The sequence below is a fragment of the Ruminococcus sp. OA3 genome (assembly GCF_022440845.1).
GTDB lineage: Bacteria > Bacillota > Clostridia > Lachnospirales > Lachnospiraceae > Ruminococcus_G.
The window spans coordinates 3,517,296-3,543,705 of record NZ_JAKNTO010000001.1; the positions used below are offsets into that span (position 1 = coordinate 3,517,296).

Consider the following 26,410-nt stretch of genomic DNA (forward strand, 5'->3'; position numbering starts at 1 on the left):
CATCCCTCCCAGTCTCATGTTTTTCGCTGTAATGTTATTTTACATTATACTAAACATAAGACTGCTATGTCAATTACGGAGCTCCTTTATAAACATTTTACTGCCTACAAAGCATTACTGTAAACCCAAACAAAAGCAAAAAACAGGAGCCGCATAGGCTCCTGCACCGCTTCAGACGTTACCATTCTTTTTAAAATAAATAATCATTTCATTCGTCAGGCTCAGATTCGTCTCTTTTACCGGAATGTCTTCCCGTTCGAACCATTCCGCCATCGCAAGTTCTTCTCGGTCAAGGGTAATGGTTTCATCTCCTTCCAGTTCGGCAAAAAATCCCATCAGGATCGTATCCGTAAAAGCCCATGGCTGACTTTTATAATACTTCACTTTTCCCACTTTCAGACCGACTTCTTCCATAACTTCTCTTCGCACAGTATTCTCTACCGTCTCACCAATCTCTGTAAACCCGGCGATCAATGCGTATTTGGCAAAATCACGGTTCGCATATTTAGACATCAGCAGTCTGTTGCCATGCGTTACCCCGACAATGACGGCCGGACAGATCTTGGGATATTCCATATTGTTACATTCCGGGCAAAAAACCATCCGTTCTTTATCGCTGTGCTGCATGAGTGTCCCGCACCTTCCACAGTATTTGCGTATGCCGTACCAGTTATACAGCTGATACCCGGTGATTCCGGCGAAGGCAAGGTGTCTTGGCTCGGCAGTCCGGAAGATCTCCGTATTTTCCAGAGAATAGTTCGCCTTTGTCGGAAAGACTATGTTATGCAACAGATAATAACTGTCCCCATCTACAGAGAACAGATACGTATAGTTTTCGTAGAGATGATCATTATCTGCTTCCAGGTCCGAAAACTTTGGAAATGCGATTTCACCATCCTTCCATTTGATCAACACCTGCTTTTTTCGATAATATAAAATATAACTGTCCCTTCCAGGCGGTTGGGGCCGGTATTCATTCCTAAACTGATGCGGTTCGATATCCTGTATCATAATACTTTACCATCCTTTGCTTTTGTAACTATTATAGCAAAATCTTTTACCCGCGAAAAGACTTTTACTGTTTTACCCATAAAAAGAATCTCCCTGCTGACACAGGGAGATTCCGGCTGTTTATGCAGCATTTAAATAATAAGGGAATCGTTATCACAGGATTTTTACAAATCCATCCTGTCCATAGTAACAGATTCCTTCTTTCTCGCACTTTTTCAAATAATAATGTGCTTTATGGGCATGATCCAAAACGCTGCTAAAATCATCGCCGTATTTGGGATAAAAAGCCGCACCTGCTGACAGGTTAACAGGAACATCCATTTTAATATCCTTCTGATTTTCTTCCCATTCTTCCTTCAGCTGACGCCAGCGCTGCTCCAGCAGTTCCTGATGCTCGATCCCAAAGCTGGCATAAACGATAAACTCATCGCCCCCAAGCCTGCCGATCAGATCATTGCAGAATACATTCTTCAGAGATTTTGAAAACGCCTGCAGAATACGGTCTCCAACGGCATGTCCATAAACTCCATTGATTTCTTTGGACACATCAGTATCCATTATGAGCATTGTCCCATATGGCTGTTCCAACATCCTGGAAGAAATCTTCTCCTCAAGAAACTGGCGGTTCATCAACTTTGTAAGAGGATCAAACCTTGCATAGAAAAGTGCCTGCTTATGCGCCGCCTCCAGCTCTTTCGTCTTTTCTTCTATACGTTCCTGCAATATTTGATTACTCTGTTCAACCAGCCGGCGCGGAAAGAATTCATCGCTGTCCTGAGCACTGTCTGCTACCGACTGGTGCACATGAAGCAGTCGGTAGCCGTCCGGGTCCTGTATGACAAGCATGGTAAAACGAAATGCAAACTCGTAGATAATACGGTCTTCTGCATCTTCCCTGCACTTGCCCTGACCGATCACAAGAAAAAGATGATTCCCCAAATCCCTGGTCTGATACCAGTCATCTTCCACAAAAAAAGACTCCCTGCGGTTAAGCTCCTCTTTTTCCATCTGTGCGGCAAACTCTTCCAGAGTCCTGCTGATCTCATGCTCGCCGGTTCCTATTACGGATATGCTGTCATCGACAATTTCTTTTAACGCACGATAATTCTTTTTATTTAAATAGGTGTACCAGATCCACCGGCAAAATGCTTCTGCATTACTGATCTTTTCCAATTGTAATCCCTCCAGCCAGCTCTCGTGTATATATAGTCCTAGCATATCTTATAAAGAACTGAATTGCAAGAAAGAATACAATATCGGAATAAATTTTTTATCCTTCGATCTTATTCAATAAGTCCAGTGTATCCTGATAACGCCCCTCCTCAGAGTCTCCCATGACAACTGTGATATAAAGCCGCTCATTCCGATAGGCAGCCGAAACCAGACACTTTCCGGCCGCATCTGAACTCCCCGTTTTAAGACCGACAACTGTTTTATCATAATAGGTACTCTCCGGACTGAGCAACTGGTTTGTATTCTGCCACGTCACATCCGTTCCATCCGCAAAACAGGTGCGGATCGAAGGTTGTCTGACAATATCTGACAGATACCCGTCCCCGTATTCTGTATTCATAAACACGCGCGCACAGCATGCCAGATCATAGGCTGTCGTATACTGACCGTCTGCATCATATCCATCGGGCCTTAAGAATCTGGAATTTTCAGCGCCTGCAAGGACTGCTGTCTCATTCATTTTATCCATAAAAATTTCCAGTGCCCGATCGATCGACAGATCCGCCTGATCTTTGATCTTCCTTCCCGCATACACTGCCAGGACGTATGCCGCATCATTTCCGGATGGAAGCAGCATTCCTTCCATCAGCTGTTTTACGCTCAGCCGCTGGCCAATAACAAGCCAGGCACGTGAGGCATCACTCTCAATCCGGTTGATTTCTTCGCCCACAGTAACTTCCTCATCAGCGGCGCAGAAGCGGGCGGCCGTCAGCACCGTCAGAATTTTGGCAGTGCTGGCGGGCGCAATCTGCTGATTTTCTTCTTTCCCGTACAGAATATTTCCTTCCCGGGCATCGATCAGGCATGCATTTTTTGCTTCTATGCCGATGTCGTCAAACCAGTCATTTGTTTCTTCTGTCAAATCATGACCTGCCGCCTGTGTCTGTGGCATTGCAAACTGTCTGCAATTCCACAGGCCGGTCCCCATCACTCCGATCAGCATAAGTACCACCAGAATCAATACGGGCTTTCCATCTCTTTTTTTGATCTTTCCGGTTTTTTGGTCCCTGATTCCCGTTGCGCCATATAGTTTCCTGACACCTGCCAGAAGCATCATGGCAGCCAGAAATCCAATGAGTCCGCCCAATGTGTTTAAGATCAGATCATCGATATCGGTCCCCCGCGTCAGGAACAGCTGCAGGACCTCAATCAGCAGTGAAGTTCCGGCGCAGAACAACACGGCATTTCCCACTTTCTGAAATTTCCGGGACAGCATCGGGAGCAGAAACCCAAGCGGGATAAACATCAGAATGTTTCCAAAAAAATTCAGGGGATTGTCTCCGATATCCCGGAGTACCTGGCCTGGTATCAGGTTAATCTGCCCCTTTCCCAGCCCCAGCGTAAATCCAAACACCGGAGACACTGTCATGGAAAAGACCGCTGTCATTGCCGCTGCCAAAAGCAGTGTGGCTGCCCGGTACTGCAATGTCACTGTCTGATGTGATACCCTCAGATACACTTCAAATACTGCAAGATATACTGCCCAGACTGTTATTCCAGGCAGCAGATACATTAATACATTTTCTAACATCATTCATCACCTCTTGAGAACGAATATAATACAAAAAAATAAAGCCATGTCTGTTATGGCTTTACTTTTTCTTACTGTGCACAGATAATTCTTCAGGCAGTACATCCAGGCAATTTTATCAACGTCCGGGCCGAAACGCCTGAATAGACTGTACAAACAGGTTTCCCTGAAAATAAGAATTCCAGAGAATGTCACTGTGCTTGTCTATCAGCCTTCTGGCAATGGTCAGCCCGTTGCCGCGCCCCAGTCCTTTGCTTGTCACTCCTGCATGAACGCCTCTCTCAAGTGTCGCTGTGCGCACCGTGTTCTTTATCAGGATCTGCATGTTTCCTTCCTGTTCCCGGAGTTCCAGTTCCACATGACCGTCCTCCATCTGCTCGACCTCCTCCATCGCGTTGTCCAAAAAAATCCCAATGATCCGCACAATATCCGATACATCCACGCAGTGTGGAAAATACGTATGGTCGAGCATGGTCACAATGCGGATATCCTCCCCTGCTGAGATTCCCTGCAGCAGTTTATAGTGCAGAAACGCCTCCAGCGTCTCATTCTGCAGCATCTGCAGCTGTACATACATATCATTCTTTTGGATTTCCGACTGTGCAAACGGTGCTATCTGAGAATAGTAATATTCCTGAAGCGGGGCATCTCCGTTTCTTCTTACGAGTTCGCCCATTGTCAGAAAGATATTCTTCATATCGTGCTTTATCGCCCTGATCTCCTGCATATTCTCATTCATTTTCCGATGATAAAGCTGCATATGCTCCTGTACTTTTTCCTGATATTCCAGATGCTCTTTAAGCTGCACCGTTTTTAAAAGCATCTTCAGGTAAAACAACTGCATGCCCAGAAATGCTATGATAAAAATCGCTACCGTACCCATTCGAAACGGCATCCGTTCCGTATCGTAAAACATGCCCACGATGTCAAGCAGAAATAAAACAACAAACAGCATAACGGGAACAGCCAGCAGGTACGCACCAATCTCTTCGTATTTTTCACTCATTTCCTGTGCTTTCGCGAAATAATAGTGGAGTCCTCTTTTCAGCAGAAACATCAGCAGCGCAAAGATCAGCAGGAAACAGAACGTGATCAAAAGCAGGCAGAAAAATTTCTGTACCCTGTCAAAATCATACTTCCTTGCAATATTATAATAAATCTGCAGAACCTTCCCCTCAAAGATCATCTGATAAACACAGTAACAGATCGTTGCAGAGAACAGCGTGAGAAGGCATGGCATCGCCTGCTGTTTTGCAGAATGGTATCTCCGCTGCACGATTACAAGCAGCAGTATCCATCCGATAATCAGCAGCATGCTGCGGCAGTACAGCGCATGATAGCTGTATTTCTGCAGCAGAAACAGTACAGTGCCCAGGAGCAGGTAATCACTCACAGAAAGTTTCAGGTAGCCGACCGCCCAGACAGAGAGCACAGTCGCAAAAATAAGAAGAAATAAGACTGCTTCCCAGCTTTTGATCCAGCTGATCGATTTCAGAAAATATCCCGGATAGAGAAAGAGTACTATCCCGCAGGATACCAGAAATCCGGCTGCAAGTTCGAGTCTCGGCCTGTTGATCCTGGTCCAGATCCTGTACCATGCCAGCGCGGCAGCCAATATCATTCCATTCACGAGTAACAGTTTGACAACCTGCCATACGAAGTACCATCCAATTATTCCAGCCACCGTTTCACCTCATTTCGCATCCGAACCGAACATGGAATTAGTTCCCCGTTTGCAAGCTTGAGCATACCCTGCTGCATCCCCACCATATACCGCTTACTTGCAACAACAGACCGGTGAACCTTCAGAAAATCATCTCCAAGCATCCCCAGCACGCGTTCTATGGTATCTCTCACCGTCACCGCTGAGCCATCCATCGTATGGTACGTCACCCCATGTGACACGGCCTTTTCCGCTTCCACATAGAGGATGCTGCTCTTCCTGACGTTCACCGTCTCACCAATCCCGATCGTCAGAACCAGCAGATCTTTATCCTCCGTCTTTTTAGCTTCTCCCCAGACGGCTGACGCCATCCGGATATAGCGGCCAAACCCCTCCTTCAGATTTCTCATATCCGTTGTCTTTTCCAGAAACCCGAAGGGTTCCACCCCGCTTTGCAGAACCTGCATCGCCATCTCCTGATGATTCGTAACAAACACAATCTTGGATGCCTGACTCAGTTCACGAATCTTACGTGCAACATCCATTCCATTTAACCTGCCGGCACCAAAGTCCAGATCCAGGAACACCAGATACTCTCCCGGGTTCTTCTGTATATATCGAAAAATCTCCAGACTCTCCATTGCCACACAGACAATCTGTGCATCCAGCTTTTTCTCTGCAATTTCCTCTTCTATCTGCTGCCCTGCCAGCTTCAGGATGAACGGATCGTCATCACACAACATCACCTGAATCATAAATGTCTCCTCTTTCAGCTTGTTTTTTTCTAGTGTACCACATCTTGACATGCAAAACAAAATAAGAGTACAATGGAGTTCCGTAAACTACAAATCATGGAGGTATTGCTGATTATGAATAAAAAAGAAACTCTGGAAATCCGGAAACAGTTCACTCCTGAAAACTGTACCATCTCCCGCATCTGTGGATGCTATGTAGATGGTGAGAAAAATATAAAACTGGAAATAAAGGAAGCTTTTGGCTCTGTCCAGGAAGAAGAGGCTTTTAAATATTTTGACATTTTCAAACATACATTATCCGGCAGCATTGGAAAAAATCTGCTGAACATGGAATTTCCGCTTGAACAGGAGATGCCGGATGGAACACAAGCATTTCTCATGAAGCTGAAAGGCAGCCGTCTGGAGGATGATATACTGGTGGAAGAATTTTATCAGAAAGTCATCGATCATTATACATACGGTACAAACTACTACATTATTCTGATTCACGCAGCCTACGATATTCCAGGCAAGTCCTCCGACAATCTGGAAATGTTTGATGCTTCCGACAATGTCTATGAGTACCTGCTGTGCAGCATCTGCCCGGTCAACCTCTCGAAAGCCGGGCTGTGCTATAATACAGAAAAAAACAGTATTGAAGACAGAATCCGCGACTGGATTGTGGCAGCCCCCATCAGCGGTTTCCTGTTCCCCGCCTTCAACGACCGCAATACCGATATCCACAGCATTCTCTATTACTCCAGGAACCCGGAAGAACTGCAGCAGGATTTTATCGACAATGTGCTCGGCTGTACGCCGCCGCTCTCCGCCTCCGGCCAGAAAGAAACGTTTCAGAATATGATCGCGGATGCCCTGGGGGACGACTGTCATTATGAGGTGGTGAAAAATCTGCATGAAAACCTGCACGAGATGGTCGAGGCGGGCAAAGACAATCCGGATCCCCTGACCCTTTCGACACATGATGTACGCTGCGTTCTGGAGGAGAGCGGTGTCCCGGATGAGAAGATTCAGTTCTTTGAGAAAGAATTTGAAGAGGTGGTAAAACCGGACACCCCGATCCTGGTATCCAATATTGCAGAGACCCGGAAATTCAGTATCGAGACTCCTGATGTGGTCATAAAAGTCAATCCGGAGCGTATGGATCTTGTGGAGACACGCGTCATTGACGGCCGTGCCTTCCTCGTGATTCCCGTGGATGACTATCTGGAAGTCAACGGAATGCCGGTGAGTGTGGACGCACCTGCATCGGAAGAATCCGCTGACAACTCCTCCGAAGAAGCGGCAGCCACTCTTTCTGAATAAGACCAGAAACCCGCCAGAGGAAGAGCCTATGTTCATTTGTCGCGTCTTAACTCCCTGACAGGGCTCCCCCGGGGAGTCACCTTCTCCGTGAAAGGCACCTGGTCGGAAGCATACGCATACGGCAGCTTTCTGCTCCACTATCTGGGTATGGCTCCCGTGTGTTTTTCCATCACCAGTCCGGACAGTGACTGCAGCCGTCAGATCCTGCTGAATCTTGCCGGGCAATATAAATGCCCCCAGACTCTGGAGGCAGATATGTTGAAAACACCAGGAGAGATTGTTCTCGCAGACGGATGTACCATCGCAAAACTGAAACTTATGAATCACATTTTCTCGGGCATTGAAAACTCACTTCCCGGAATGGGCTATATCAACGTCACATCAAAAACCCACCTCGGCATTCGAGGTGCCCTGTTTCTCCTGGAACAGATATTAAACGGACTTACTTATTCTTATTGACCGATCTTGCCATAGCAGTGCGGCCTGCGGTCCCGGTAGAGTCCCCACTCCAGCCGGCAGTCCGCCGCCTGCCTCAGATCGATTTCGGAGATCAGGATCTCCTCTTTATCTCTGGATGCCTGTTGAACAACCTCCCCAACTTCATCCGTAACAAAAGAGGAACCATAAAACAGAAGAGAAGAACACTGTCCGCCATTCTCGGCGTGGGGTTTCACTTCCTCAAGACCGATCCGGTTCGCGGCGATCACCGGCACGATATTGGCAGCCGCATGCCCCTGCATGGTCCGCCGCCAGTGCGGCATACTGTCGCAGTCCAGGATCGGTTCACTGCCGATAGCCGTCGGATACAGCAAAAGCTCCGCTCCCATCAGTGCCATACATCTGGCAGTCTCCGGGAACCACTGGTCCCAGCATATGCCTACACCGACCGTACCAAATTTAGTCTTCCACACTCTAAATCCCGTGTTTCCGGGTGAAAAATAGAATTTTTCCTGATAATAATGGTCATCCGGAATATGTGTCTTGCGGTAAACCCCCAGTATACTGCCGTCGGCGTCTATCACCGCAACCGTATTATACAGGCAGTTCCCATCCTGCTCGTAAAAGCTGACAGGGATTACCACGCCGAGCTCACGCGCCGTCTGCTGGAAATGGAGCACTGCGTCATTCTCCATCACCGGTTTGGCGAACCTGTAATAACTGTACCGCCGTTCCTGGCAGAAGTACTGCCGTTCAAACAATTCCGGCAGTAGGATAATTCCCGCCCCCAATGCGGCTGCTTCCCGTACCATACCATCTGCTTTTTCTATATTTTCCTTTATATCACGGCTGCAGCTCATCTGCACCGCTGCCGCTGTCACTGCTCCTGTCATAAGACTTCACACTCCTTCCTGCACTGCACCGTACCTTTTGCGGCACGAATCTGGAATCTGCTGAGTGATGCAATGGATATTGCCGCCGCCCAGCAGGATATCCCGGGCATATACTGGTTCCACGTTCCGTTCTGGAAACAGTTTTCCCAGAAGTTCCACTGCCCCCTGATCATGCTCGTCTCCGAACTGCGGAACAACGATACTGTCATTGGCAATATAAAAATTCACATAGCTTGCCGCCAGCCGTTCACCCTCCCGCCGTTCTTCCTCTCCCTCTTCGTAAACATATCCCGGCAGATCTTCCGCCGTGACACATACGGGAACTTTGGGAACCGGCAGGCGGTGTATGAGAAGCTGCCTTCCTCTGGCATCCGTCTGACTCTCCAGCACTTCCAGACAGCTCCTGGAATAGCGGTACTGGGGATCGCTTTCATCGTCAGTCCACGCCAGCACGACCTCGCCCGGGCGCACGAAAGCACAGACATTGTCCACATGCTCGTTCGTCTCGTCCTGCCAGATCCCATGGGGCAGCCAGATGATTTTTCGAGCCCCCAGCCACATCCCCAGCTGTTCTTCAATCTCCTGCCTGGTAAGATTTGGATTGCGCCCCTCACTCAGCAGACATGCCTCCGTGACCAGCACCGTACCCTCCCCGTCGCTGTGGATGGCTCCTCCTTCCAGTACAAAAGGATGGGCATCATAGCATTCAATTTTCAATTTCCTGCAAAAGGCGGATGCCACCTGGTCATCCCGCTCCCAGTGGTCGTACAGCCCGTCGGCTTCTCCGCCCCAGGCGTTGAATCTCCAGTCGACGCCGCGCAGTTCCCCTGCGTCATTGATCACGAAGGTAGGACCCGTATCTCTCGCCCAGGCATCGTCTGTCTCTATCTCGATAATCTGTACCTGCCCGGGCAGCATACTGCGTGCCTGATCGAAATGGGCTCTGTCCGTCAGCATATAGACAGTTTCACTGCGCGCGATGATCTTTGCCACCTCAGCAAATACCTTCTGTGCGGCTCTGGCTTTGAAAGGCCACGAACCCGGCCGCACCGGCCATACCATCATACAGCCCTGATGGTGCTCAAATTCCCCCGGCATGATGAAACCATCTTCCCGGGGGTTTTTCATGTTATCAAAAGCCACAAGATATCTCCTTTTCTATGAAAGTCTTCCTTTGAAATCCTCATATCCGAAAGTCCTGACGATCCGGCAGCTGCCCTCCCCGTCCATCACTGCGATTGCCGGCAGCGGTATGCCGTTGAACGTATTATTTTTCACCATGGAATAAATGGCCATATCCTCAAAATACAGTTTATCCCCCACTGATACCGGGTGTTTAAAAGAATAATCCCCGATGACATCTCCCGCCAGACACGTATTGGAAGACAACCGGTACGTGTATGGCTGCTCCCCTGCCTCATACGCATCGCGCAGAGGCGGACGGTACGGCATCTCCAGTACATCCGGCATATGACAGGCGGCAGAGGCATCCAGGATCAGTGTCTGAATACCATTGTCCACGATGTCCAGCACCTCCGTCACCAGATAGCCGGCATTCAAAGCGACTGCCTCCCCCGGTTCCAGGTAGATTTCCACATCATACGTTTCCCTCACGCGGCAAATGCATTCCCTGAGCAGTCTTCGGTCATAATCAGGACGCGTAATGTGATGTCCCCCGCCCATGTTCAGCCATTTAACCTGATGCAGATATGCTCCGAATCTTTCTTCCACCGCTTCAAGGGTTCTGGCGAGTGCATCGGCGTTCTGCTCACACAGCGTATGAAAATGAATCCCGTCGATAAGTGGAAGCAGATCCTCCCGGAAGTTCGCCTTCGTGACACCAAGCCTCGATCCCGGCGCGCACGGATCATAGAGCGCATGCTCTCCCTGCGTCGAACACTCCGGATTCACGCGGATACCGATGCTGCCCTCCGGACAGCGTTCCCGGTATTTCAGCAGCTGTGCAAAGGAATTAAAGATAATATGATCACAGATTTTTGTGATTTCTTCAAAGTCTGACTCCTTATAAGCCGGAGAGAAGATGTGCGTCTCGCCACCCATCTCCTCATGTCCCAGCCTTGCCTCATAGAGGCCGCTGGCCGTCGTCCCGCTGATATAGGCTTTGATCAGCGGATACTCATAAAACATGGAAAAGGCTTTCTGTGCCAGCAGAACTTTACAGCCTGTCTCCTGCTCCAGACCTCTTAAGATCCTCAGATTTTCTTCCAGTTTTTTTTCGTCCACCACATAGCATGGGGTGGGAAGATCGCAGATCCTCATCACGCAACCGTCTGCGGATTTTCGCAGACTACCCATGGGAGTCCGAATCGGTTCAGTGCGTCCATATAAGGATCCGGATCAAATTCTTCCACGTTAAAGATACCAGGCTTCTGCCATGCTCCGCTTACCACCAGCATGGCTCCGATCATAGCCGGAACACCGGTCGTGTAGGAGACTGCCTGCGATCCGACTTCCCTGTAGCATTCCTGATGATCGCAGACATTGTAGATATAGATGGTTTTCTCTTTTCCATCCCTGATCCCTGTAAAAATACAGCCGATGTTCGTCTTGCCGACTGTCCGCGGTCCAAGTGACGCGGGATCCGGCAGCAGCGCTTTTAAAAACTGGATCGGCACAATTTCTTTTCCGTCAAAAGAAACCGGGTCTGTTCTCAGCATCCCCACATTTTCAAGACATTTCATGTGCGTCAGATAGCTCTGGCCGAATGTCATAAAGAAGCGGATCCTCTTAACCCCCGGAATGTTTTTCGCGAGAGATTCAATCTCCTCGTGATGAAGAAGATACATGTCTTTCTTACCAACCTCCGGAAAATCATACTCCCTTTTGATACTCATGGGTTCTATCTCAACCCATTTTCCATTTTCCCAGTAGGAACCCGGTGCGGATACCTCCCGCAAGTTGATCTCCGGATTGAAGTTTGTCGCAAACGGATAACCGTGGTCGCCGCCGTTGCAGTCCAGAATATCGATGGAATGAATCTCATCAAAATAGTGTTTCAGTGCATACGCCGTGTACACACTTGTGACACCCGGATCAAATCCGCTGCCTAAAAGCCCTGTGATCCCTGCTTCTCTGAATTTATCCTGATACGCCCACTGCCAGGAGTAATCAAAGTAAGCCGTAAAGCCAAGTTTCTTACAGCGTGCCTCATAGATTTCTCTCCAGGCGGGATCTTCCGTATCCTCCGCCTCATAGTTGGCAGTATCGATATAATGTACACCCGTCTCCACACATGCGTCCATGATCGTAAGATCCTGATACGGAAGTGCCACATTCAATACGGCATCCGGTTTCCAGTCCCTGATCAGGCTGATCACTTCCTGCGTATTGTCCGCATCTACCTGAGCCGTTTCAATCTTTGTCTCTGTCTTTGGCTGAAGCTCTTCTTTCAGCGCATCACATTTTTCTTTCGTACGGCTTGCGATCATAATCTCTGTAAATACATCGCTGTTCTGACAGCATTTGCAGATGGCAACACGCGCCACACCGCCGCATCCGATAATCAATAATCTGCTCATATTCTGTGTTCCTCCTCTTCCAGTAAATCCTCGACGTACCGCGGCAGCATAAACGCCCCGATATGCAGGTTCGCCGTATAGTACCATGTCTTCAGTTTCCGTTCCCGCCACTTCTTTCCGTCAAAATCTTTGATCGGGTGATATTTTTTCGAGGCGAAGCCGAACAGCCAGTAGCCTGACGGACACGTAGGGATATGTGCCTGATAGACCCGGCTGATCGGAAAGCTTCTGTATACCTTGCGGTGCATGCTCCGGCATGCCATTTCGTCCTCATCGTAGAATGGACTGCCGTGCTGATATACCATGATGCCGTCCTCCTTCAGAGCACGAAAGCCTGCCCCGTAAAATTCCTTGGTAAACAATCCTTCCGTATATCCGAACGGATCCGTAGAGTCATTGATGATGATGTCATACACTTCCGTACATTTTCTCAGAAACCGCAGACCGTCCTCGTGAAAGATCTTCACCCGTTCATCCTCCAGCCCCCGTGTCATATCCGGAAAATACTTCCGGCAGACCTCCATGAACATTTCATCTGGCTCTACGACGTCAATCTCTTCAATTTCCGGATAATGACAGAACTCACGGGCAACGCCGCCGTCTCCCCCGCCGATGATCAATACCTTCCTGGCATTCGGATGCACCGACATGGGTACGTGTGTCACCATCTCATTATAAATAAATTCATCCGCATCGGAGAACAGGATATCTCCGTTCAGCGTCAGGAATCTTCCGAACTCCGGTGATTCAAAGACATCGATGCGCTGATACTCACTCTCTCCGGAAAACAGCTGCTTCTCCGTTCGGATCGATAATTTCACATTCTGTGTATGTATTTCCGAAAACCACATTTCCATGCCGTATCACTCCTGTATCACATTCAAATTTTCCACTTGCAGATCTTCCGTCCCCTGCAGAGAACAGCCTTTTTCTTTTGCAAATATAATATAATCGATAATTTCCTGGGTAATGCGCTCACCAGGAGCCAGAATCGGTATTCCCGGGGGATAACACATCACAAATTCACCACAGACCTGCTGCTGTGTCTGCTCAATCGGCATCAGCTTCCTTTTTGCATAAAATGCCTTCTGCGGTGAGATCACAACCTCCGGCTGTATATACTCTCCTGCAATCAGGTCGCTTCCGTCCCTCTCGTATAACCGTTTAATATCAGCCAGTGCTCCCACCAGCCGTTCGATGTCACGGATTCTGTCACCGATGGAAATATAGGCTAAAATGTTGCCAATATCTCCGAATTCAATCTGAATGTCGTACTCATCCCGCAGCAGATCGTACACTTCGATTCCCGTAAGCCCAATCCCCTGTGTATAGACAGACAGCTTTGTCACATCAAAATCGTAGACGCTGCCGCCGTTGATCAGCTCTTTTCCATATGCATAGTATCCGCCGATCGCATTGATTTCATTCCGTGCATACTCTGCCATCTGTACAACCTTCGCAAAGGACTCTCTTCCCCGCAGCGCCAGATTTCTTCTCGAAATGTCAAGGCTTGACAACAGCAGATAAGACGCGCTTGTCGTCTGCGTCAGGTTGATGATCTGACGGATATACTCTGCATTCATGCTGTCACTTGCCAGCAGGATGGAGCTCTGTGTCAGGCTCCCCCCCGACTTATGCATGGATATCGCTGTCATATCAGCTCCTGCCGCCATGCCGGAGACAGGCAGATTCTCACCAAATGATAAATGTGTACCATGAGCTTCATCAACGAGCACTTTCATCCCCGCCTCGTGCGCAATCTTTACAATCGAATGCAGATCGGAACAGATACCGTAATAGGTAGGATTGTTGACAAGAACTGCAACTGCATCCGGATTTTTCCTAATCGCATCTGTGAGCCGGTCCGCCTCCATGCCGAGTGCAATTCCGATTCGCTCCTGTACTTTCATATCGACATATACAGGAACCGCTCCGCACAGAACAAGTGCATTGATCGCGCTCTTATGCACATTCCTCGGCAGTATGATCTTATCACCGGCTTTGCACACAGACAGTATCATACTCTGTACCGCCGAGGTGGTCCCTCCCACCATTAAAAACGCATGATCGGATCCGAAAGCCTCTGCCGTCAGCTCCTCCGCCTCCCGTATCACGGAAACAGGATGGCAGAGATTGTCAAGGGGTTTCATGGAATTCACATCCAGGCTGACACATTTATCACCCAGCAGTTCAGCCAGTTCAGGGTTCCCCCTCCCCCTCTTGTGGCCCGGCACGTCAAACGGCACCACTCTTTTTTTTCTTAACACTTCAAGCGCCTCGTAGATTGGCGCTGATGTCTGTCGATTCCTGTTCATATTTTCCCCCTTCTGTCTGCCCCATATAAGACGCCGTATGAACTGTTACAAAAAATAAGCAGATGAAAAATTCATCTGCTTACCATCAATCTATCTATTTACGTTTTTTATGCTTTATCCAAATAGAATTCAAACAGACTGCATTTGTTTTCCGGGTATAAATAGCAAATATAAAGTTACGTACTCTTATTGACCGTTTCACAAGATGATGCGTATTCACGCTGATTATAAAGTAATCAACTTATAAAATTTGAGCTTTTAACTCAATCAATAATGCGGCTTCTTATCCGCGCTCGGCAACCGATCCCGCCTGTCCGTCCGGCTTATGATTTTGGATCATATATTTGCTTGAAAACAAAATAATCTTATGCTTTCTATAGCCCCTTTACTTTAACATAAAACAATTTCCCCTGTCAACATATTTTCGCCATGCACCCGCCCATTTCAGATCCTGCATACAGACGTTGCTATTTTCTCTGTAAATGCCGCATCGTGCTCCACAAAAAGCAAGGTCGGTTTCCACAGAAGCAGCAGATCTTCAATCTGTATCCGTGAATACACATCGATAAAATTCAGCGGTTCATCCCAGATGTAAAGATGTGCACTTTCACAGAGGCTCCCTGCAATCAGTACTTTTTTCTTCTGCCCCTCGCTGTAGGACTCCATATCTTTTTCAAGCTGAACCCTCGAAAAATCAAGCTTGCGCAGGACAGTCTTAAATAAATGCTCTTCAATGCCGGATTCCCGGATATATTCAGAAAGACTTCCTTTAAGATGCGAAGTATCCTGGGATACATAGGAAATCTTCAGTCCACTTCCGACTTTCAGCTCACCGCGGTATGTGATCTGTTCTCCCAGTATCAATTTTAAGATGCTGGATTTTCCACATCCGTTTTTTCCCTGCACGGAAATGCGCTCGCCTCTTCTGACGACAAGATTCACACCACTACAGACTTCGTGTTTTCCGTAATACAGTGTGAGATCTTCCGATGAGATCAGGGCATCTTTATGATATAACAGAGGCTCCATCCTCAGGATATCCGGATCTTCCTGATTTCTCAGAAGCACCTTTTTTTCCTGAATCGCCTGTTCCTGCCGGCGTGCAAGGTTTTTCCTTCTCTGCTGCATTCGCCTGGATTTTTCGCCGATATAATCCCGGTTCGCTACATGCTGTCCATTTTCCATCGATTTTTTTCCGATTTTGGTGGATTCCACGGCGTCCCCCCAGCGCTTTGTCCGGTCTGCTGCGGCTGAAAGCCTCCGTATATCTTTTTTCAGCCGCTCATTCTCAGCCAGTTCAAACGCATCCCGCATCTGACGGTTCTGATACCAGGAGGAAAAGTCTCCTTTCTGTACTTCGATATCCGATCGGTTGAATGCCAGCACATGATCGATACACCCATCCAGAAATGACCGGTCATGTGACACCATCAGGAACCCTTTCTGTCTGCGCAGGAAGGCGCTGACGAGCATTCTGGATTCACGGTCCAGATGATTGGTCGGCTCATCGATCAGCAGAAAGTTTCCCTCCCGCTGGAACAAAACCGCCAGCATTACTTTAGTCTGTTCTCCATAGGACAGTGTATGAAACGGACGATACAGAATATCTTCATCTGCGCCGAGTTCTGCCATATCTTTTTTCAGTTTCCAGAGCAGCAGTCCGGGTTCCAGACAGTACATTGCGTCTATGGTATCCAGTTCCCTGCCGGTGACGGGATACGGAAAATAATCAAAACCGACATCGGCAGTGATACTCCCGCTGTATTCCATCTCACCCATCAGCAGCTTTAAAAATGTTGTCTTTCCCTTACCATTTCGTCCAACAACTCCAGTTCTCCAATCCGTATCCACTCTGAATGATACGTTTTGAAATACCGGATCATAACTCTCTTCATACGAAAAGGAAAGATCTGTTACCTGTAGTATTGACATATTTTATCCCTCCTGTATCACATGAATCCTTTCCTGGGATTCACGTGCATAGAGTCCGGTGATCCGTACCCTGACACCGAAGCGCTTTTGTATGCCAGGGAATTTTGAAGAAATTTCCCGGCATGCAAAAAACGGCTGCAAGAACTAACATTCCTGCAGCCGTCTCCGGAACAAAATACGGCGGACCTTCAGACTGAATATCCAGGTGCGGAATGAAATAACATCCTTGCATAAACAGGCATGACAAAAGTACGGGCTCCCGCCGCGTTCTCTTCTTTCATGCGGTTACTTCTGCAAAAATGTTTATTTCATTCTTTCACCCCTTTTTCGTTTAATGTACAAAGTCTATCATGTTTTGTCTGGCAAGTCAACCGGTATGTTATAACACTGCGGTCAATCAGCTCAGCATCCATACTCCCGCTCAAAACGCTGAACATTCTCGCTTTTCCCGATAACTACGATCACATCCCCATCCTGAAACGCGTAGTCCGGGCGAATCTCTGTGTCTGTCTTTCCCCCGTACTCGATTGCGATGATATTCAGGCCGAACTTCTGGCGGATAGGAAAGTCCCGGACACACCTTCCTGTCAGCCTGTCAGTGATCTTGATCTCCGTGATTTCAACATCATTGTCCAGTGATATGTAATCCATGACACTGCTTGTCAGGAGTTTCTTGGCAAGACGCAGTGCCATATCCCGTTCCGGATACACAACTTCCGCTCCGATTTTTTCCAGAACAGCACCCTGGTCCTCACTGATTGCCTTGGCGATCACCCGGTGTACTCCCAGATTCACAACATTCAGAGTGACCAGGATACTGGTATCAATTTTTTCACCGATACACACGATGACGGTATCACAATTCTGTATCCCCATATCTTCCAGGACTTCTTTCGTCAGTTCATCTGCAACGTATGCATAATCAGTATAGACTCTCAGTTCTTTTACTTTATTTTCGTTGTTATCTACAGCGATCACATCTTTTCCGGCAACTGCAAGCTCCTTGGCCAGCGCCATTCCAAACCTTCCCAGTCCAATGACTGCATAAGATGCACTCTCTTTCTTTCCCAGCATTCTTTTTTCCTCCTTAACCTTAACCGATCGTTATATTTTCTTCTGTAAATGTTGCTGATGACGGTGTCTTAAAGTGCCAGATCGTTGCAATTGTCAGCGCCCCGAGTCTTCCGATAAACATCGTAAGAATCACAACCAACTTACTGGATGCAGCCAGATCCGGCGTAATTCCGGTAGACAATCCAACCGTTCCAAATGCAGATGTGATCTCAAACAGAAGCTGCATAAACGTATATTCCGGTTCCAGCAGACACAGGATAAATGTTCCTGCACATACCACCATCGCAGACAGCAGTGTAATAATAAATCCTCTGTGGATCACTTCCAGCGGTATTCTTCTTCTAAACGCGGTACAGTGCTGATTTGTTGCGGCACTTTTAACTGCATGCAGCAGTACAAACAGCGTACTCGTTTTGATACCGCCTCCTGTGGATCCGGGAGACGCGCCGATAAACATCAGCATGATCAGAACAAACAGTCCCGCGTTCGTGAAACTTCCAATCGGATATGTAGAAAACCCGGCCGTTCTGGCGGACACGCTCTGGAAGAATGCACCCAGCCACGTAACATCCTCCGTTGCCTTGAGCAGCAGCGTTCCCGTCAGCAGAAGCACCGCACTCACCGACAGTACAACTTTCGAATGCAGCGACAGTTTACGAAACGAACGGTTTTTCAGGATATCCAGAATAACCAGGAAACCGATACCTCCAAAAATGATAAGTCCCGCTGTCGTCAGGTTCAGAAGAACACTGCTCTGGTAAGGGATCAGATTCTGAAGTCCGCCCAGAATATCAAATCCTGAATTGTTAAATGCCGCCACTGAATGAAACAGGCTGATCCCCAGCGCCTCCAGCGGCGGAAAATCCTGTACAAATACCAGAAAGCTGAGCACCGTTCCTGCCGCCTCAAAACAGAGTGTCATCAGCAGCACTGATTTTACCAGCCGGATCAGTCCTTTTGAATTCCCGACATTCATCGCCTCTTTGACAAGTGTCCTCCCCTTCATTCCAACACGTTTACCTGCGATCAGAATGAATCCGACACCCACCGAGGTAACCCCCAGTCCACCGATCTGAATCAGCAGCGCCACTACTGTTCTGCCAAATACCGTAAAGTGCTCTGCCGTGTCAATGGCGATCAGTCCTGTCACACAGACAGCACTCGTAGAAGTAAACAGCGCATCAATAAAACTCACATCTGCCCCATCATTGACCGAAACCGGTAAAAGTAAAAGCAGTGTGCCCACTGCGATGACTGCCGCGAATCCCAAAACAATCAGGCGCGCCGGCGGCTGTTTCCTGAAAAATGCAATTCCTTTGTTAATCGTCCCCATCTTAAGTTTCCTTTCCCTGTCTTAAAACGCGAAAAAGACACAACTTGTAATAGACTATTACAAGCTATGCCTTATTTCTTATATTATATGTTTTGGTCTATGTCGTCCATTTCAGGTCCCTTCCGGATAAATAAATTATCCGTATTATATAAGATATTACCTCTTAAGTCAAGACCTGTTATGAAACTTTATTATCAGCAGGTGGCGCCTCCGGCATCATGCAGTCTGGCATCCAGTATCTCCTGTTTTCTCCCCAGAATCTCATCTGAAAGAATTTCTTCCTGCACCTTTTCAAAACCAATACGATCGATCGTCTGTGCAAAGCGTTCGCCGGTCTTGCCCTGTTCCCTGTAGAGAAGAATAGCCTTCTCAACCGCACTTAAGACTTCTTCTTTCGTCGCAAAAATTCTATCCAGTGCCCGGCCCTGCGCAACCTGTTTTCCCCATCTTCCGCCTATGTATACCTTGTATCCGCTCTTACCGCTTTCAATCGCATCGAAATGGCAGGTTCCGATACATCTTCCGCAGTTGGTGCATTTTTCTTTGTCTATCTCCAGCATTCCGTCCACTACTTTCGCAGCATTTACCGGACAGGCCTTCTCAACTCCACATTTTTTGCAGCCGTTGCACAGGTCTTCATCAAATTCGGGTACCAGCTGTCCTACGATACCAAGATCATTCAGATCCGGTTTCACACAGTTGTTTGGACATCCGCCAACTGCGATCTTAAACTTATGCGGCAGTTTCACCTGGCGGTATCCCTCATAAAACAGCTCATGGATTTCCTCTGACAGTGCATACGTATCAATCAATCCATACTGGCATGTCGTTCCTTTACACGATACGACAGGACGTACTTTAGAGCCGGTACCACCCGTTGTCATCCCCGCCTTCTCAATAGCGGCTCTGAATGCATCAATTTTTTCAAACGGAATGCCCAGCACCTCTACAGTGAGCCGGGTTGTGAATACCACATCCCCGCTGCCAAATTCTTTTGCAGCTTCGCTGATCGCCTTCATCTGCTCTGCCGTGATCTTTCCATTTTTGGTAATGATCCTTCCTGAAAAGTCATCTGTGCCTTTATTGCTCAGAAAACCAAGTCCCTTTACTCTCTTTTCTTCTTCTTTGCTGACTGTTAACGTTGCCATCTCTTTCCTCCCTGTTATGAAAAATCTTTTCCGTTAAATGTTGTTCCGCCTTCCAGAACACGCGTATTCGTATATCCGTAATGTTTCAGGCGGTTCTGCAGCAGATACGCTCTTTTGCCCTTGGAACATACCAGCAGCAGCTTCTCCTCTTTTCCAAGCCCTTCCACTTCACCTCTTACAGCAGTCAGATCTACGTAAGGTACACCTTCAATGGATGGTGCCGGTGATGCATCGACGATACGGTAATCGCAGGCTTCCCCTTCCGCAAACTGTACAGGTGTGATTGTCTGGAATTCACCTGTCATCTTATTGAGGAGTACATTGACCGTGTGCACAAAAGGATGAATTGCAGTTGAAAACGGTGGCGCATAAGCGAAATCCAAGTGCTCCAGATCCTGTATGGAAGCTTTCATGCTGAGTGCCATCACAGCAATATCCACCATTTTATCTACCGCGCCTTTTCCCAGGCATTGAATTCCCAGAAACTTTCCGGTCTTCATATCCGCAACCATTTTAACAATAAACAGTCCGGCTCCCGGATAATAATGTGCCTTATCATCTACGACGGTTATGACAGATACCGGCTCAAATCCGGCTGCCCTGGCAGCTTCCTCTGAAAGCCCGGTGCGCCCTGCGTTCAGATCGGGCAGTTTTACGATTCCTGTTCCCAGGACACCTGGATATGTTATTTTTTCGCCGCAGATATTCCTCGCTGCAATACGTCCCTCCATATTGGCAGACGATCCCATCGGAGACCATGCATGTTCTCCCGTTATACGGTTTGTCACCATCGCACAGTCACCAATTGCATAGATATCTTCATCATTGGTCTGAAGATATTCATTCACCTTTACGGTCCTGTTGGGCATCAATTCTATGCCCGTGTCGGCCAGAAATCCTGTATTGGCCCGTATTCCAAGTGACAGGATGACGGCATCAGCCTTCAGTGTTCTTTTGTCAGTTTTGACTTTTTCTACTTTTCCGTCACCGAGAATCCCTTCCAGCTTCGTTCCTGTCAGCGCCATGATCCCCTGATCTGCCAGATAATCTTCTGCATAGGCTGCGATCTCACGATCAAATCCAGGCATAATCTGTGATGCCATATCGATCACGGTCACACGGATGCCTTTTTCTTTCAGGTTTTCAGCTACTTCCAGTCCGATAAAACCTCCGCCTGCAACTACCGCCCGTTTGATTTCTCCGCTTTCCACCGCACAGCGCAGTGCTTCGGCATCGTCAGGTGTTCTCATGAAGTACACATGTTTTAAGTCCACACCTTCTACCGGAGGCTTCACCGGAGATGCCCCTGTAGCAATCACCAGTTTGTCATATGTATGGAAAATCTCTTCTCCGGTGTCCATTCGAACTGCCTTTACTGACCTGTTCTCTCTGTCCAGGCCCGTCACTTCCACTCCCGTCTCCACAAGAGCACCTGTCAGCTTGCTGAAATTCTCCGGCGTATTCACGATCAATTCGCTTCTTTCCTGAATTACTCCGCCAACATAATAAGGAAGCCCGCACCCCGCATAAGAAATGTCTTTGCTCATAGTCAGAATCTTAACTTCTGCATCCTGATTTTTCCTTTTTAGTTTTGCTGCTGCTTTCGTTCCGGCTGCAACCCCGCCAATAATTAATACCTTCATGGCTTTGCCCCTTTCCTGTATTTACCTCTTAACAAGAGCATAGCACTTCTTATTCTATATGTAAAATATTATAAACTTATATATGTTATAGATTTTCCCTATATTTAACAATTCCCTGGTTACATGAAGCGCGTCTTTCCGTGTTCATACTGTTCAATGAAGGATCATCGTTGCATGATCTAGTTTTTCTCCCTTCTCTCCCAGCACACCGAGCGGAAATTCCAACGACTCGGCAGTTCGGCAAAGATTCCAGACAAATTCTGTATCATATTTTACATTCACAGATACCTGTCCGGCTCCGTGTTCATGAAAATTACCGGTTGCCGATTTTCCCGGTGATGCTTCATTTGTATTTTTTATCTCTCTCCTGACCCCATATTGTTTTTACACATTATAACACACCTCAGCCTGAAATTCTGAATCTTTCGTGAAAAACGCAAAAAATAGCGAAAAGCGTTTGACTTTGCTTTCCGCTATTTAAGACATTATCATTCATGTATCCTGAAATTTTCAATAGAATCCAAGTCCTCTGGCAGCTGACGCAAATAAAAAGCAGATTACTATTCCGGAAACTGTTGGCACCAGAATGGAGACCAACATCCATTTTATACTTTGTGTTTCTTTCCTGATCGTAAGGCATGTCGTACCACACGGCCAGTGCATCAGCGAAAACAGTATCATACTGCCTGCAGTAACCCAGGTCCATCCGTTGTCCTGAAGAATACTTTTCATCGTATTAAGATTCTCAATCTCTGTCAAACTGCCCTGAGCCAGATACGCCATCAGCATAATGGGGATTACAATTTCATTTGCCGGCATTCCTAATATAAAGGCAAGAAGGATAACGCCGTCCATCCCCAGCAGACGTCCAAATGGATCGAGTACATCTGCACAATGTGAAAGCAGCGTCATATCGCCCACAGTTATGTTTGCCAGAACCCAGATGAACAGCCCTGCCGGAGCCGCAATTACAACCGCCCTGCCGAGTACAAATAAGGTCCGGTCCATAATGGATCTTATAATCACCTTTCCAACCTGAGGCCTTCTGTATGGAGGCAGTTCTAATGCGAAAGATGATGGGATCCCTTTTAGTATTGTCTTCGACAGTATCCTGGATATCACAAAAGTCATCACAATCCCAAATACAATCACTGCTGCCAGAAGTACCGCGGACAAAAAGGAAGAAAAGAGACCGGCGGCACCTCCGATCAAAAACATGGATATAATAGAAATGATCATAGGAAAACGTCCGTTGCACGGAACAAAATTATTTGTAATAATCGCAATCAGCCGCTCTCTCGGCGAATCAATAATCCTGCAGCCGGTCACACCTGCCGCATTACATCCGAATCCCATGCACATCGTCAGCGCCTGTTTTCCGCAGGCACAGCATTTTTTAAAACAATGGTCCAGATTATATGCGATACGCGGAAGATACCCAAAGTCCTCCAAAAGTGTAAACAGCGGAAAAAAGATGGCCATGGGCGGCAGCATAACAGATATTACCCATGCCAGTACCCGGTAAATCCCAAAAATAATCGGCTCATAGAACGCCGCAGGCAGCTGTGCCCATACTGCAAAATCCAGCATACGGCTTTCCAGCCAGAACAATCCTCTTGACAATAACTGGGAAGGCACATTTGCACCGCTGATCGTTATCCAGAACACTGCAAACAACAGCAAAAACATAATCGGAAATCCGGTCGTCGGGCTCGTAAAAAGATGGTCCAGCTTCCTGTCTTTTACTGCATATTCTTTATCCTGATAGCAAACTGATTTATGCCCGATCTCCTCTGCCTTTTGAATAAAAGCAGACACAATTGCGTCTTTCAGTACTTCTTCTGTATAGCCTTCCCCGGCGAGCTGTTCTTTTTCTTCCCTCAGCAGTTCTTTCACTGATTCTTCTTTAAAAAAGGCTCCGTATTCGCGTTCCATTGAACTTAGCAGACTCTCATCAGCATCCAGTAATCTTGCACAGATCCAACGAAGATTTTTTTCTCTTCCAACATATTTTTCAACTTCTGTCATAAGTGAAGCTATCGCTTTTTCAACAGCTGCATCATAAGTGACAGTCAGATGACGGCATTCCTCACTCTGATTCATTAATTTCCTGAGACAGACAAAAATTTCATCAAGCCCTTTATTGGCCCTTGCCGTTATCCCGATAACCGGCGTTTGCAGAATTTCAGACATGGTATCCAGGTCCACATGTATTCTTTTTTTGCCGGCCTCATCCATCAGATTGACACAGACTACAACTCTCTTTGTCGCCTCCATGACCTGAAGTACAAGGTTCAGATTGCGCTCCAGACAGGTGGCATCACAAACCACAACTGCTGCATCCGGGTTTTCAAAACAAATGAAGTCCCTGGCTATTTCTTCTTCTTCAGAATGTGCCAGCAGAGAATAGCAGCCCGGAAGATCGATCAAATGAAAACTCTGACCGCCCCGGATGCAGGTTCCTCTTGCATTGCTGACTGTTTTGCCCGGCCAGTTTCCTGTATGCTGTTTCACTAACAGACAAAACATTCTTTATATTTCTGTTTAACACAGAATACTTTTCCTTTCATCCGGGGATTCTATTTCAGAAAGGATGGTGCTCTATGCAGGAACAAGCCAATAAAGACAGACAGGAACTTCCATACAATACCCTCAATGGTCCTGAAGTGACAGTGCCAAAAGAAACCTGGGTCACAGAACCCCTGCCGGAATCAGAACGGCCAAGAAAAGACGGACCAGGAGGAGACTGATCATGGCATCTTATGTATCTCCCGAAGTTCGGGAAAAATTTGAAACATTATCTGTCGATCTAAAGAATATGATCCTGGAACGGGATGTGCGTCTCGAAAACATCCATGATCTGATACGCGTTTTAGAAGAAATCGTTGCAGATAATGAAGTCAGTTAAACTTTGAGTGCCGGTGCAGACAGACAGCACCGGCATCTTTTTTCTGTGATGCCTCACGTTTTATTTTCCCGCTTTATAACACTGGTGACAGCTATATTAAGTCCGTATTTTTCTCCCAGAATCTGATAGAGTATCTGGTAAACCATTTTCACATCATAGGTATTGGTTTTTCTGACTTTATTCATCAAGTCTCCCTCCCCTCTGATAAATTCTATGAATTGCTGCCTGTACTACTTTCCTCACATGGTACTTCTGGACATAACCTCGGCAATACAATAATAAAAAACAGGAATGATATTATGAAACTGCTGCGCTGTGCTGTCTATATCCGGGTATCCAGTGATGAACAGGCAAAATACGGAGATTCAATGCGCGATCAGAAGGAACGGGGGATCGAGTACATAAAAACCAGAAAAGATGCCATACTTCAGGGAATCTATATCGATGACGGGGTTTCCGGCCAGAAACTGGACCGCGGTGACTTTTCCAATCTGATGGGTGCCGTCAAGAATCAGGAGATCGATCTGATCGTCTTCACCAAGCTGGACCGGTGGTTTCGTAATCTGAGGCATTATCTGAACACGCAGGCAATGCTTGAAGAAAACGGTGTTGCATGGATCGCTATCGATCAGCCGTATTTTGACACCTCGACGCCTCATGGCCGTGCCTTCGTAGCACAATCCATGATGTGGGCAGAACTGGAAGCTCAAAACGATGGTATCCGTATCCGCGACGTATTCCGGAATAAAGTTAAGTACGGAGAAGTCATTACCGGAAAAGTTCCACGCGGATACCGGATTCAGGATAAACATCTCGTACTGTCGGATGAAGCACCGGCAATCCGCGACAGCATCATGTATTACCTTAAAACAAACTCCCTGAATGCAACACTGCGGTATATGAGTGAGGAATATCAGATTATCATGACGCTGCAAAATTTAAAAAGCAGCATTCTCAAAAATGAAAAATATACGGGAAAATACCGTGGAAACGAACACTACTGTCCCCGTCTGATCACAGACGAAGATTTTGCCCGGATTCAAAAAGCGCTGTCAAGAAACATCCGGTCACACCAGAAATATGACTATCTGTTTTCAGGACTCCTCAGCTGTGCAGAATGCGGATCAAGGCTGAATGCCTGTCAGATCCATGTCGTTGTAAAAAGAAACAGCGGCAAAATATACCGGTACTGTTATCCGGCTTATCAATGCAGGCAGCACGCTGCTTCCGGAACTTGTTCCATGAAGGGAAAAATCCGTGAAACACAGATTGAAAAAGCTCTTCTGGAGACTTTAAAAGAAGAATTGGAGACATATAAAGCTGTTGCAAAAATTTCGGAAAGCCGTACGGTTGACAACCGCCCCCGGAAATCTGCCATAAAAAATAAAATGCAGCGCCTGAAAGAACTGTATCTGAATAATGCTATTTCTATCGATGAATATAAATCAGACAGGTTGAAACTGGAGCAGGAGCTCTGTTCCCTGCCGGATATCGAAAAGCCGTCGAAAAACGTAACTGACTTTAAGGAATTCATGGAATATGATTTTAAATCCCTGTATGATTTACTGGAAAACGCTGAGAAACGCAGATTCTGGCGGAGCTTTATTTCAGATATACGTATCTCAAAAAGCTCCGCCAGAACGTGTTACATGGATGTTTCCTTTTTATAATTTTGTTTTGCCTTTAAGTGAG

General features: G+C 47.2%; 23 protein-coding genes. 5 read left to right on the top strand and 18 right to left on the bottom strand.

All coding sequences use genetic code 11. The features are described 5' to 3' along the window. Positions 1 to 171 precede the first annotated feature (171 nt). The 5 genes from nudC to MCG98_RS16055 all read right to left on the bottom strand — a co-directional run bounded on the left by nudC (position 172) and on the right by MCG98_RS16055 (position 6,193). Complete coding sequence (gene nudC, locus MCG98_RS16035; RefSeq protein WP_240302889.1) at positions 172 to 1,011, bottom strand: NAD(+) diphosphatase; 840 nt, start codon at positions 1,009 to 1,011, stop codon at positions 172 to 174. Positions 1,012 to 1,164: 153 nt separating this feature from the next. Then, positions 1,165 to 2,184, bottom strand: a complete 1,020-nt coding sequence (locus MCG98_RS16040; protein ID WP_240302890.1) for a diguanylate cyclase — start codon at positions 2,182 to 2,184, stop codon at positions 1,165 to 1,167. Positions 2,185 to 2,281: 97 nt separating this feature from the next. After that, complete coding sequence (locus MCG98_RS16045) at positions 2,282 to 3,778, bottom strand: VanZ family protein (protein ID WP_240302891.1); 1,497 nt, start codon at positions 3,776 to 3,778, stop codon at positions 2,282 to 2,284. A 115-nt stretch (positions 3,779 to 3,893) separates the two neighbouring features. Next, positions 3,894 to 5,459 (bottom strand): GHKL domain-containing protein, encoded by a 1,566-nt coding sequence (locus MCG98_RS18995; protein ID WP_240302892.1) that lies wholly within the window; start codon positions 5,457 to 5,459, stop codon positions 3,894 to 3,896. After that, positions 5,447 to 6,193, bottom strand: a complete 747-nt coding sequence (locus tag MCG98_RS16055) for a LytTR family DNA-binding domain-containing protein (protein ID WP_240302893.1) — start codon at positions 6,191 to 6,193, stop codon at positions 5,447 to 5,449. Before MCG98_RS16055 ends, MCG98_RS18995 begins: the two co-directional genes overlap by 13 nt. 114 nt (positions 6,194 to 6,307) lie before the next feature. Between MCG98_RS16055 and MCG98_RS16060 the strand changes: the two genes are divergently transcribed. Both MCG98_RS16060 and MCG98_RS16065 read left to right on the top strand, forming a co-directional pair. Then, positions 6,308 to 7,495 carry a DUF4317 domain-containing protein gene (locus tag MCG98_RS16060; protein WP_240302894.1) on the top strand — a complete coding sequence of 396 codons (1,188 nt, stop codon included), beginning with the start codon at positions 6,308 to 6,310 and terminating at the stop codon, positions 7,493 to 7,495. Between the two features lie 87 nt (positions 7,496 to 7,582). Next, the gene (locus MCG98_RS16065; protein WP_240302895.1) at positions 7,583 to 7,954 is read left to right on the top strand and encodes a hypothetical protein; all 372 of its coding nucleotides are present in this window, start codon (positions 7,583 to 7,585) and stop codon (positions 7,952 to 7,954) included. Here MCG98_RS16065 and aguB read toward each other — a convergent pair. From aguB to feoB, 12 genes are all read right to left on the bottom strand, one after another. After that, the gene (aguB, locus tag MCG98_RS16070) at positions 7,948 to 8,826 is read right to left on the bottom strand and encodes an N-carbamoylputrescine amidase (RefSeq protein WP_240302896.1); all 879 of its coding nucleotides are present in this window, start codon (positions 8,824 to 8,826) and stop codon (positions 7,948 to 7,950) included. The two genes, MCG98_RS16065 and aguB, sit on opposite strands and share 7 nt — an antisense overlap. Before the next feature lie 6 nt (positions 8,827 to 8,832). Continuing rightward, positions 8,833 to 9,969, bottom strand: a complete 1,137-nt coding sequence (gene aguA, locus MCG98_RS16075) for an agmatine deiminase (protein WP_345891685.1) — start codon at positions 9,967 to 9,969, stop codon at positions 8,833 to 8,835. Between the two features lie 15 nt (positions 9,970 to 9,984). After that, positions 9,985 to 11,106 carry a carboxynorspermidine decarboxylase gene (gene nspC / locus MCG98_RS16080; RefSeq protein ID WP_240302897.1) on the bottom strand — a complete coding sequence of 374 codons (1,122 nt, stop codon included), beginning with the start codon at positions 11,104 to 11,106 and terminating at the stop codon, positions 9,985 to 9,987. After that, complete coding sequence (locus MCG98_RS16085; RefSeq protein WP_240302898.1) at positions 11,106 to 12,365, bottom strand: saccharopine dehydrogenase family protein; 1,260 nt, start codon at positions 12,363 to 12,365, stop codon at positions 11,106 to 11,108. The genes nspC and MCG98_RS16085 overlap by 1 nt, the downstream gene beginning before the upstream one ends. After that, positions 12,362 to 13,222: a polyamine aminopropyltransferase gene (gene speE / locus MCG98_RS16090; protein ID WP_240302899.1), complete on the bottom strand. Its 861-nt coding sequence runs from the start codon at positions 13,220 to 13,222 to the stop codon at positions 12,362 to 12,364. The genes MCG98_RS16085 and speE overlap by 4 nt, the downstream gene beginning before the upstream one ends. A 6-nt stretch (positions 13,223 to 13,228) precedes the next feature. Then, a complete protein-coding gene (locus tag MCG98_RS16095) occupies positions 13,229 to 14,680 on the bottom strand; it encodes an aminotransferase class I/II-fold pyridoxal phosphate-dependent enzyme (RefSeq protein ID WP_240302900.1) in 1,452 nt (483 codons plus the stop codon). A 444-nt stretch (positions 14,681 to 15,124) separates the two neighbouring features. Continuing rightward, complete coding sequence (gene abc-f, locus MCG98_RS16100; protein WP_240302901.1) at positions 15,125 to 16,612, bottom strand: ribosomal protection-like ABC-F family protein; 1,488 nt, start codon at positions 16,610 to 16,612, stop codon at positions 15,125 to 15,127. A gap of 402 nt (positions 16,613 to 17,014) precedes the next feature. Continuing rightward, complete coding sequence (locus MCG98_RS16105; RefSeq protein WP_240302902.1) at positions 17,015 to 17,686, bottom strand: TrkA family potassium uptake protein; 672 nt, start codon at positions 17,684 to 17,686, stop codon at positions 17,015 to 17,017. Between the two features lie 19 nt (positions 17,687 to 17,705). Beyond that, the gene (locus tag MCG98_RS16110) at positions 17,706 to 19,019 is read right to left on the bottom strand and encodes a potassium transporter TrkG (RefSeq protein WP_240302903.1); all 1,314 of its coding nucleotides are present in this window, start codon (positions 19,017 to 19,019) and stop codon (positions 17,706 to 17,708) included. Between the two features lie 194 nt (positions 19,020 to 19,213). Continuing rightward, positions 19,214 to 20,167, bottom strand: a complete 954-nt coding sequence (locus MCG98_RS16115) for a 4Fe-4S binding protein (protein WP_240302904.1) — start codon at positions 20,165 to 20,167, stop codon at positions 19,214 to 19,216. A 14-nt stretch (positions 20,168 to 20,181) separates the two neighbouring features. Then, complete coding sequence (locus MCG98_RS16120) at positions 20,182 to 21,810, bottom strand: FAD-dependent oxidoreductase (protein ID WP_240302905.1); 1,629 nt, start codon at positions 21,808 to 21,810, stop codon at positions 20,182 to 20,184. A 510-nt stretch (positions 21,811 to 22,320) separates the two neighbouring features. Continuing rightward, positions 22,321 to 24,339, bottom strand: a complete 2,019-nt coding sequence (feoB, locus tag MCG98_RS16125; RefSeq protein WP_240302906.1) for a ferrous iron transport protein B — start codon at positions 24,337 to 24,339, stop codon at positions 22,321 to 22,323. A gap of 74 nt (positions 24,340 to 24,413) precedes the next feature. On the opposite strand from feoB, the gene MCG98_RS16130 reads away from it, so the two are divergent. Both MCG98_RS16130 and MCG98_RS16135 read left to right on the top strand, forming a co-directional pair. Then, the gene (locus MCG98_RS16130; protein WP_240302907.1) at positions 24,414 to 24,560 is read left to right on the top strand and encodes a hypothetical protein; all 147 of its coding nucleotides are present in this window, start codon (positions 24,414 to 24,416) and stop codon (positions 24,558 to 24,560) included. Between the two features lie 2 nt (positions 24,561 to 24,562). Continuing rightward, positions 24,563 to 24,718 carry a hypothetical protein gene (locus tag MCG98_RS16135; RefSeq protein ID WP_240302908.1) on the top strand — a complete coding sequence of 52 codons (156 nt, stop codon included), beginning with the start codon at positions 24,563 to 24,565 and terminating at the stop codon, positions 24,716 to 24,718. A 53-nt stretch (positions 24,719 to 24,771) separates the two neighbouring features. Here MCG98_RS16135 and MCG98_RS18890 read toward each other — a convergent pair whose 3' ends face one another. Beyond that, positions 24,772 to 24,903, bottom strand: coding sequence for a hypothetical protein (locus tag MCG98_RS18890; protein ID WP_275891342.1), 132 nt, complete (start codon positions 24,901 to 24,903; stop codon positions 24,772 to 24,774). A gap of 114 nt (positions 24,904 to 25,017) precedes the next feature. Here MCG98_RS18890 and MCG98_RS16140 point away from each other — a divergent pair, with 114 nt between their 5' ends. Beyond that, entirely contained in the window at positions 25,018 to 26,388 is a 1,371-nt protein-coding gene (locus MCG98_RS16140; protein WP_240302909.1) for a recombinase family protein, read from the top strand. The last annotated feature ends 22 nt before the right edge of the window (positions 26,389 to 26,410 follow it).

Coding starts and splice junctions, on each gene's coding strand:
- MCG98_RS16110 (WP_240302903.1), bottom strand. CDS start 19,019: ATGGGGACGATTAACAAAGGAATTGCATTTTTCAGGAAACAGCCGCCG.
- MCG98_RS16130 (WP_240302907.1), top strand. CDS start 24,414: ATGCAGGAACAAGCCAATAAAGACAGACAGGAACTTCCATACAATACC.
- MCG98_RS16105 (WP_240302902.1), bottom strand. CDS start 17,686: ATGCTGGGAAAGAAAGAGAGTGCATCTTATGCAGTCATTGGACTGGGA.
- MCG98_RS16140 (WP_240302909.1), top strand. CDS start 25,018: ATGAAACTGCTGCGCTGTGCTGTCTATATCCGGGTATCCAGTGATGAA.
- MCG98_RS16055 (WP_240302893.1), bottom strand. CDS start 6,193: ATGATTCAGGTGATGTTGTGTGATGACGATCCGTTCATCCTGAAGCTG.
- MCG98_RS16135 (WP_240302908.1), top strand. CDS start 24,563: ATGGCATCTTATGTATCTCCCGAAGTTCGGGAAAAATTTGAAACATTA.
- MCG98_RS18890 (WP_275891342.1), bottom strand. CDS start 24,903: ATGAATAAAGTCAGAAAAACCAATACCTATGATGTGAAAATGGTTTAC.
- MCG98_RS16060 (WP_240302894.1), top strand. CDS start 6,308: ATGAATAAAAAAGAAACTCTGGAAATCCGGAAACAGTTCACTCCTGAA.
- nudC (WP_240302889.1), bottom strand. CDS start 1,011: ATGATACAGGATATCGAACCGCATCAGTTTAGGAATGAATACCGGCCC.
- MCG98_RS16045 (WP_240302891.1), bottom strand. CDS start 3,778: ATGATGTTAGAAAATGTATTAATGTATCTGCTGCCTGGAATAACAGTC.
- MCG98_RS16115 (WP_240302904.1), bottom strand. CDS start 20,167: ATGGCAACGTTAACAGTCAGCAAAGAAGAAGAAAAGAGAGTAAAGGGA.
- aguB (WP_240302896.1), bottom strand. CDS start 8,826: ATGACAGGAGCAGTGACAGCGGCAGCGGTGCAGATGAGCTGCAGCCGT.
- speE (WP_240302899.1), bottom strand. CDS start 13,222: ATGGAAATGTGGTTTTCGGAAATACATACACAGAATGTGAAATTATCG.
- MCG98_RS16085 (WP_240302898.1), bottom strand. CDS start 12,365: ATGAGCAGATTATTGATTATCGGATGCGGCGGTGTGGCGCGTGTTGCC.
- feoB (WP_240302906.1), bottom strand. CDS start 24,339: ATGTTTTGTCTGTTAGTGAAACAGCATACAGGAAACTGGCCGGGCAAA.
- MCG98_RS16095 (WP_240302900.1), bottom strand. CDS start 14,680: ATGAACAGGAATCGACAGACATCAGCGCCAATCTACGAGGCGCTTGAA.
- nspC (WP_240302897.1), bottom strand. CDS start 11,106: ATGAGGATCTGCGATCTTCCCACCCCATGCTATGTGGTGGACGAAAAA.
- abc-f (WP_240302901.1), bottom strand. CDS start 16,612: ATGTCAATACTACAGGTAACAGATCTTTCCTTTTCGTATGAAGAGAGT.
- MCG98_RS16120 (WP_240302905.1), bottom strand. CDS start 21,810: ATGAAGGTATTAATTATTGGCGGGGTTGCAGCCGGAACGAAAGCAGCA.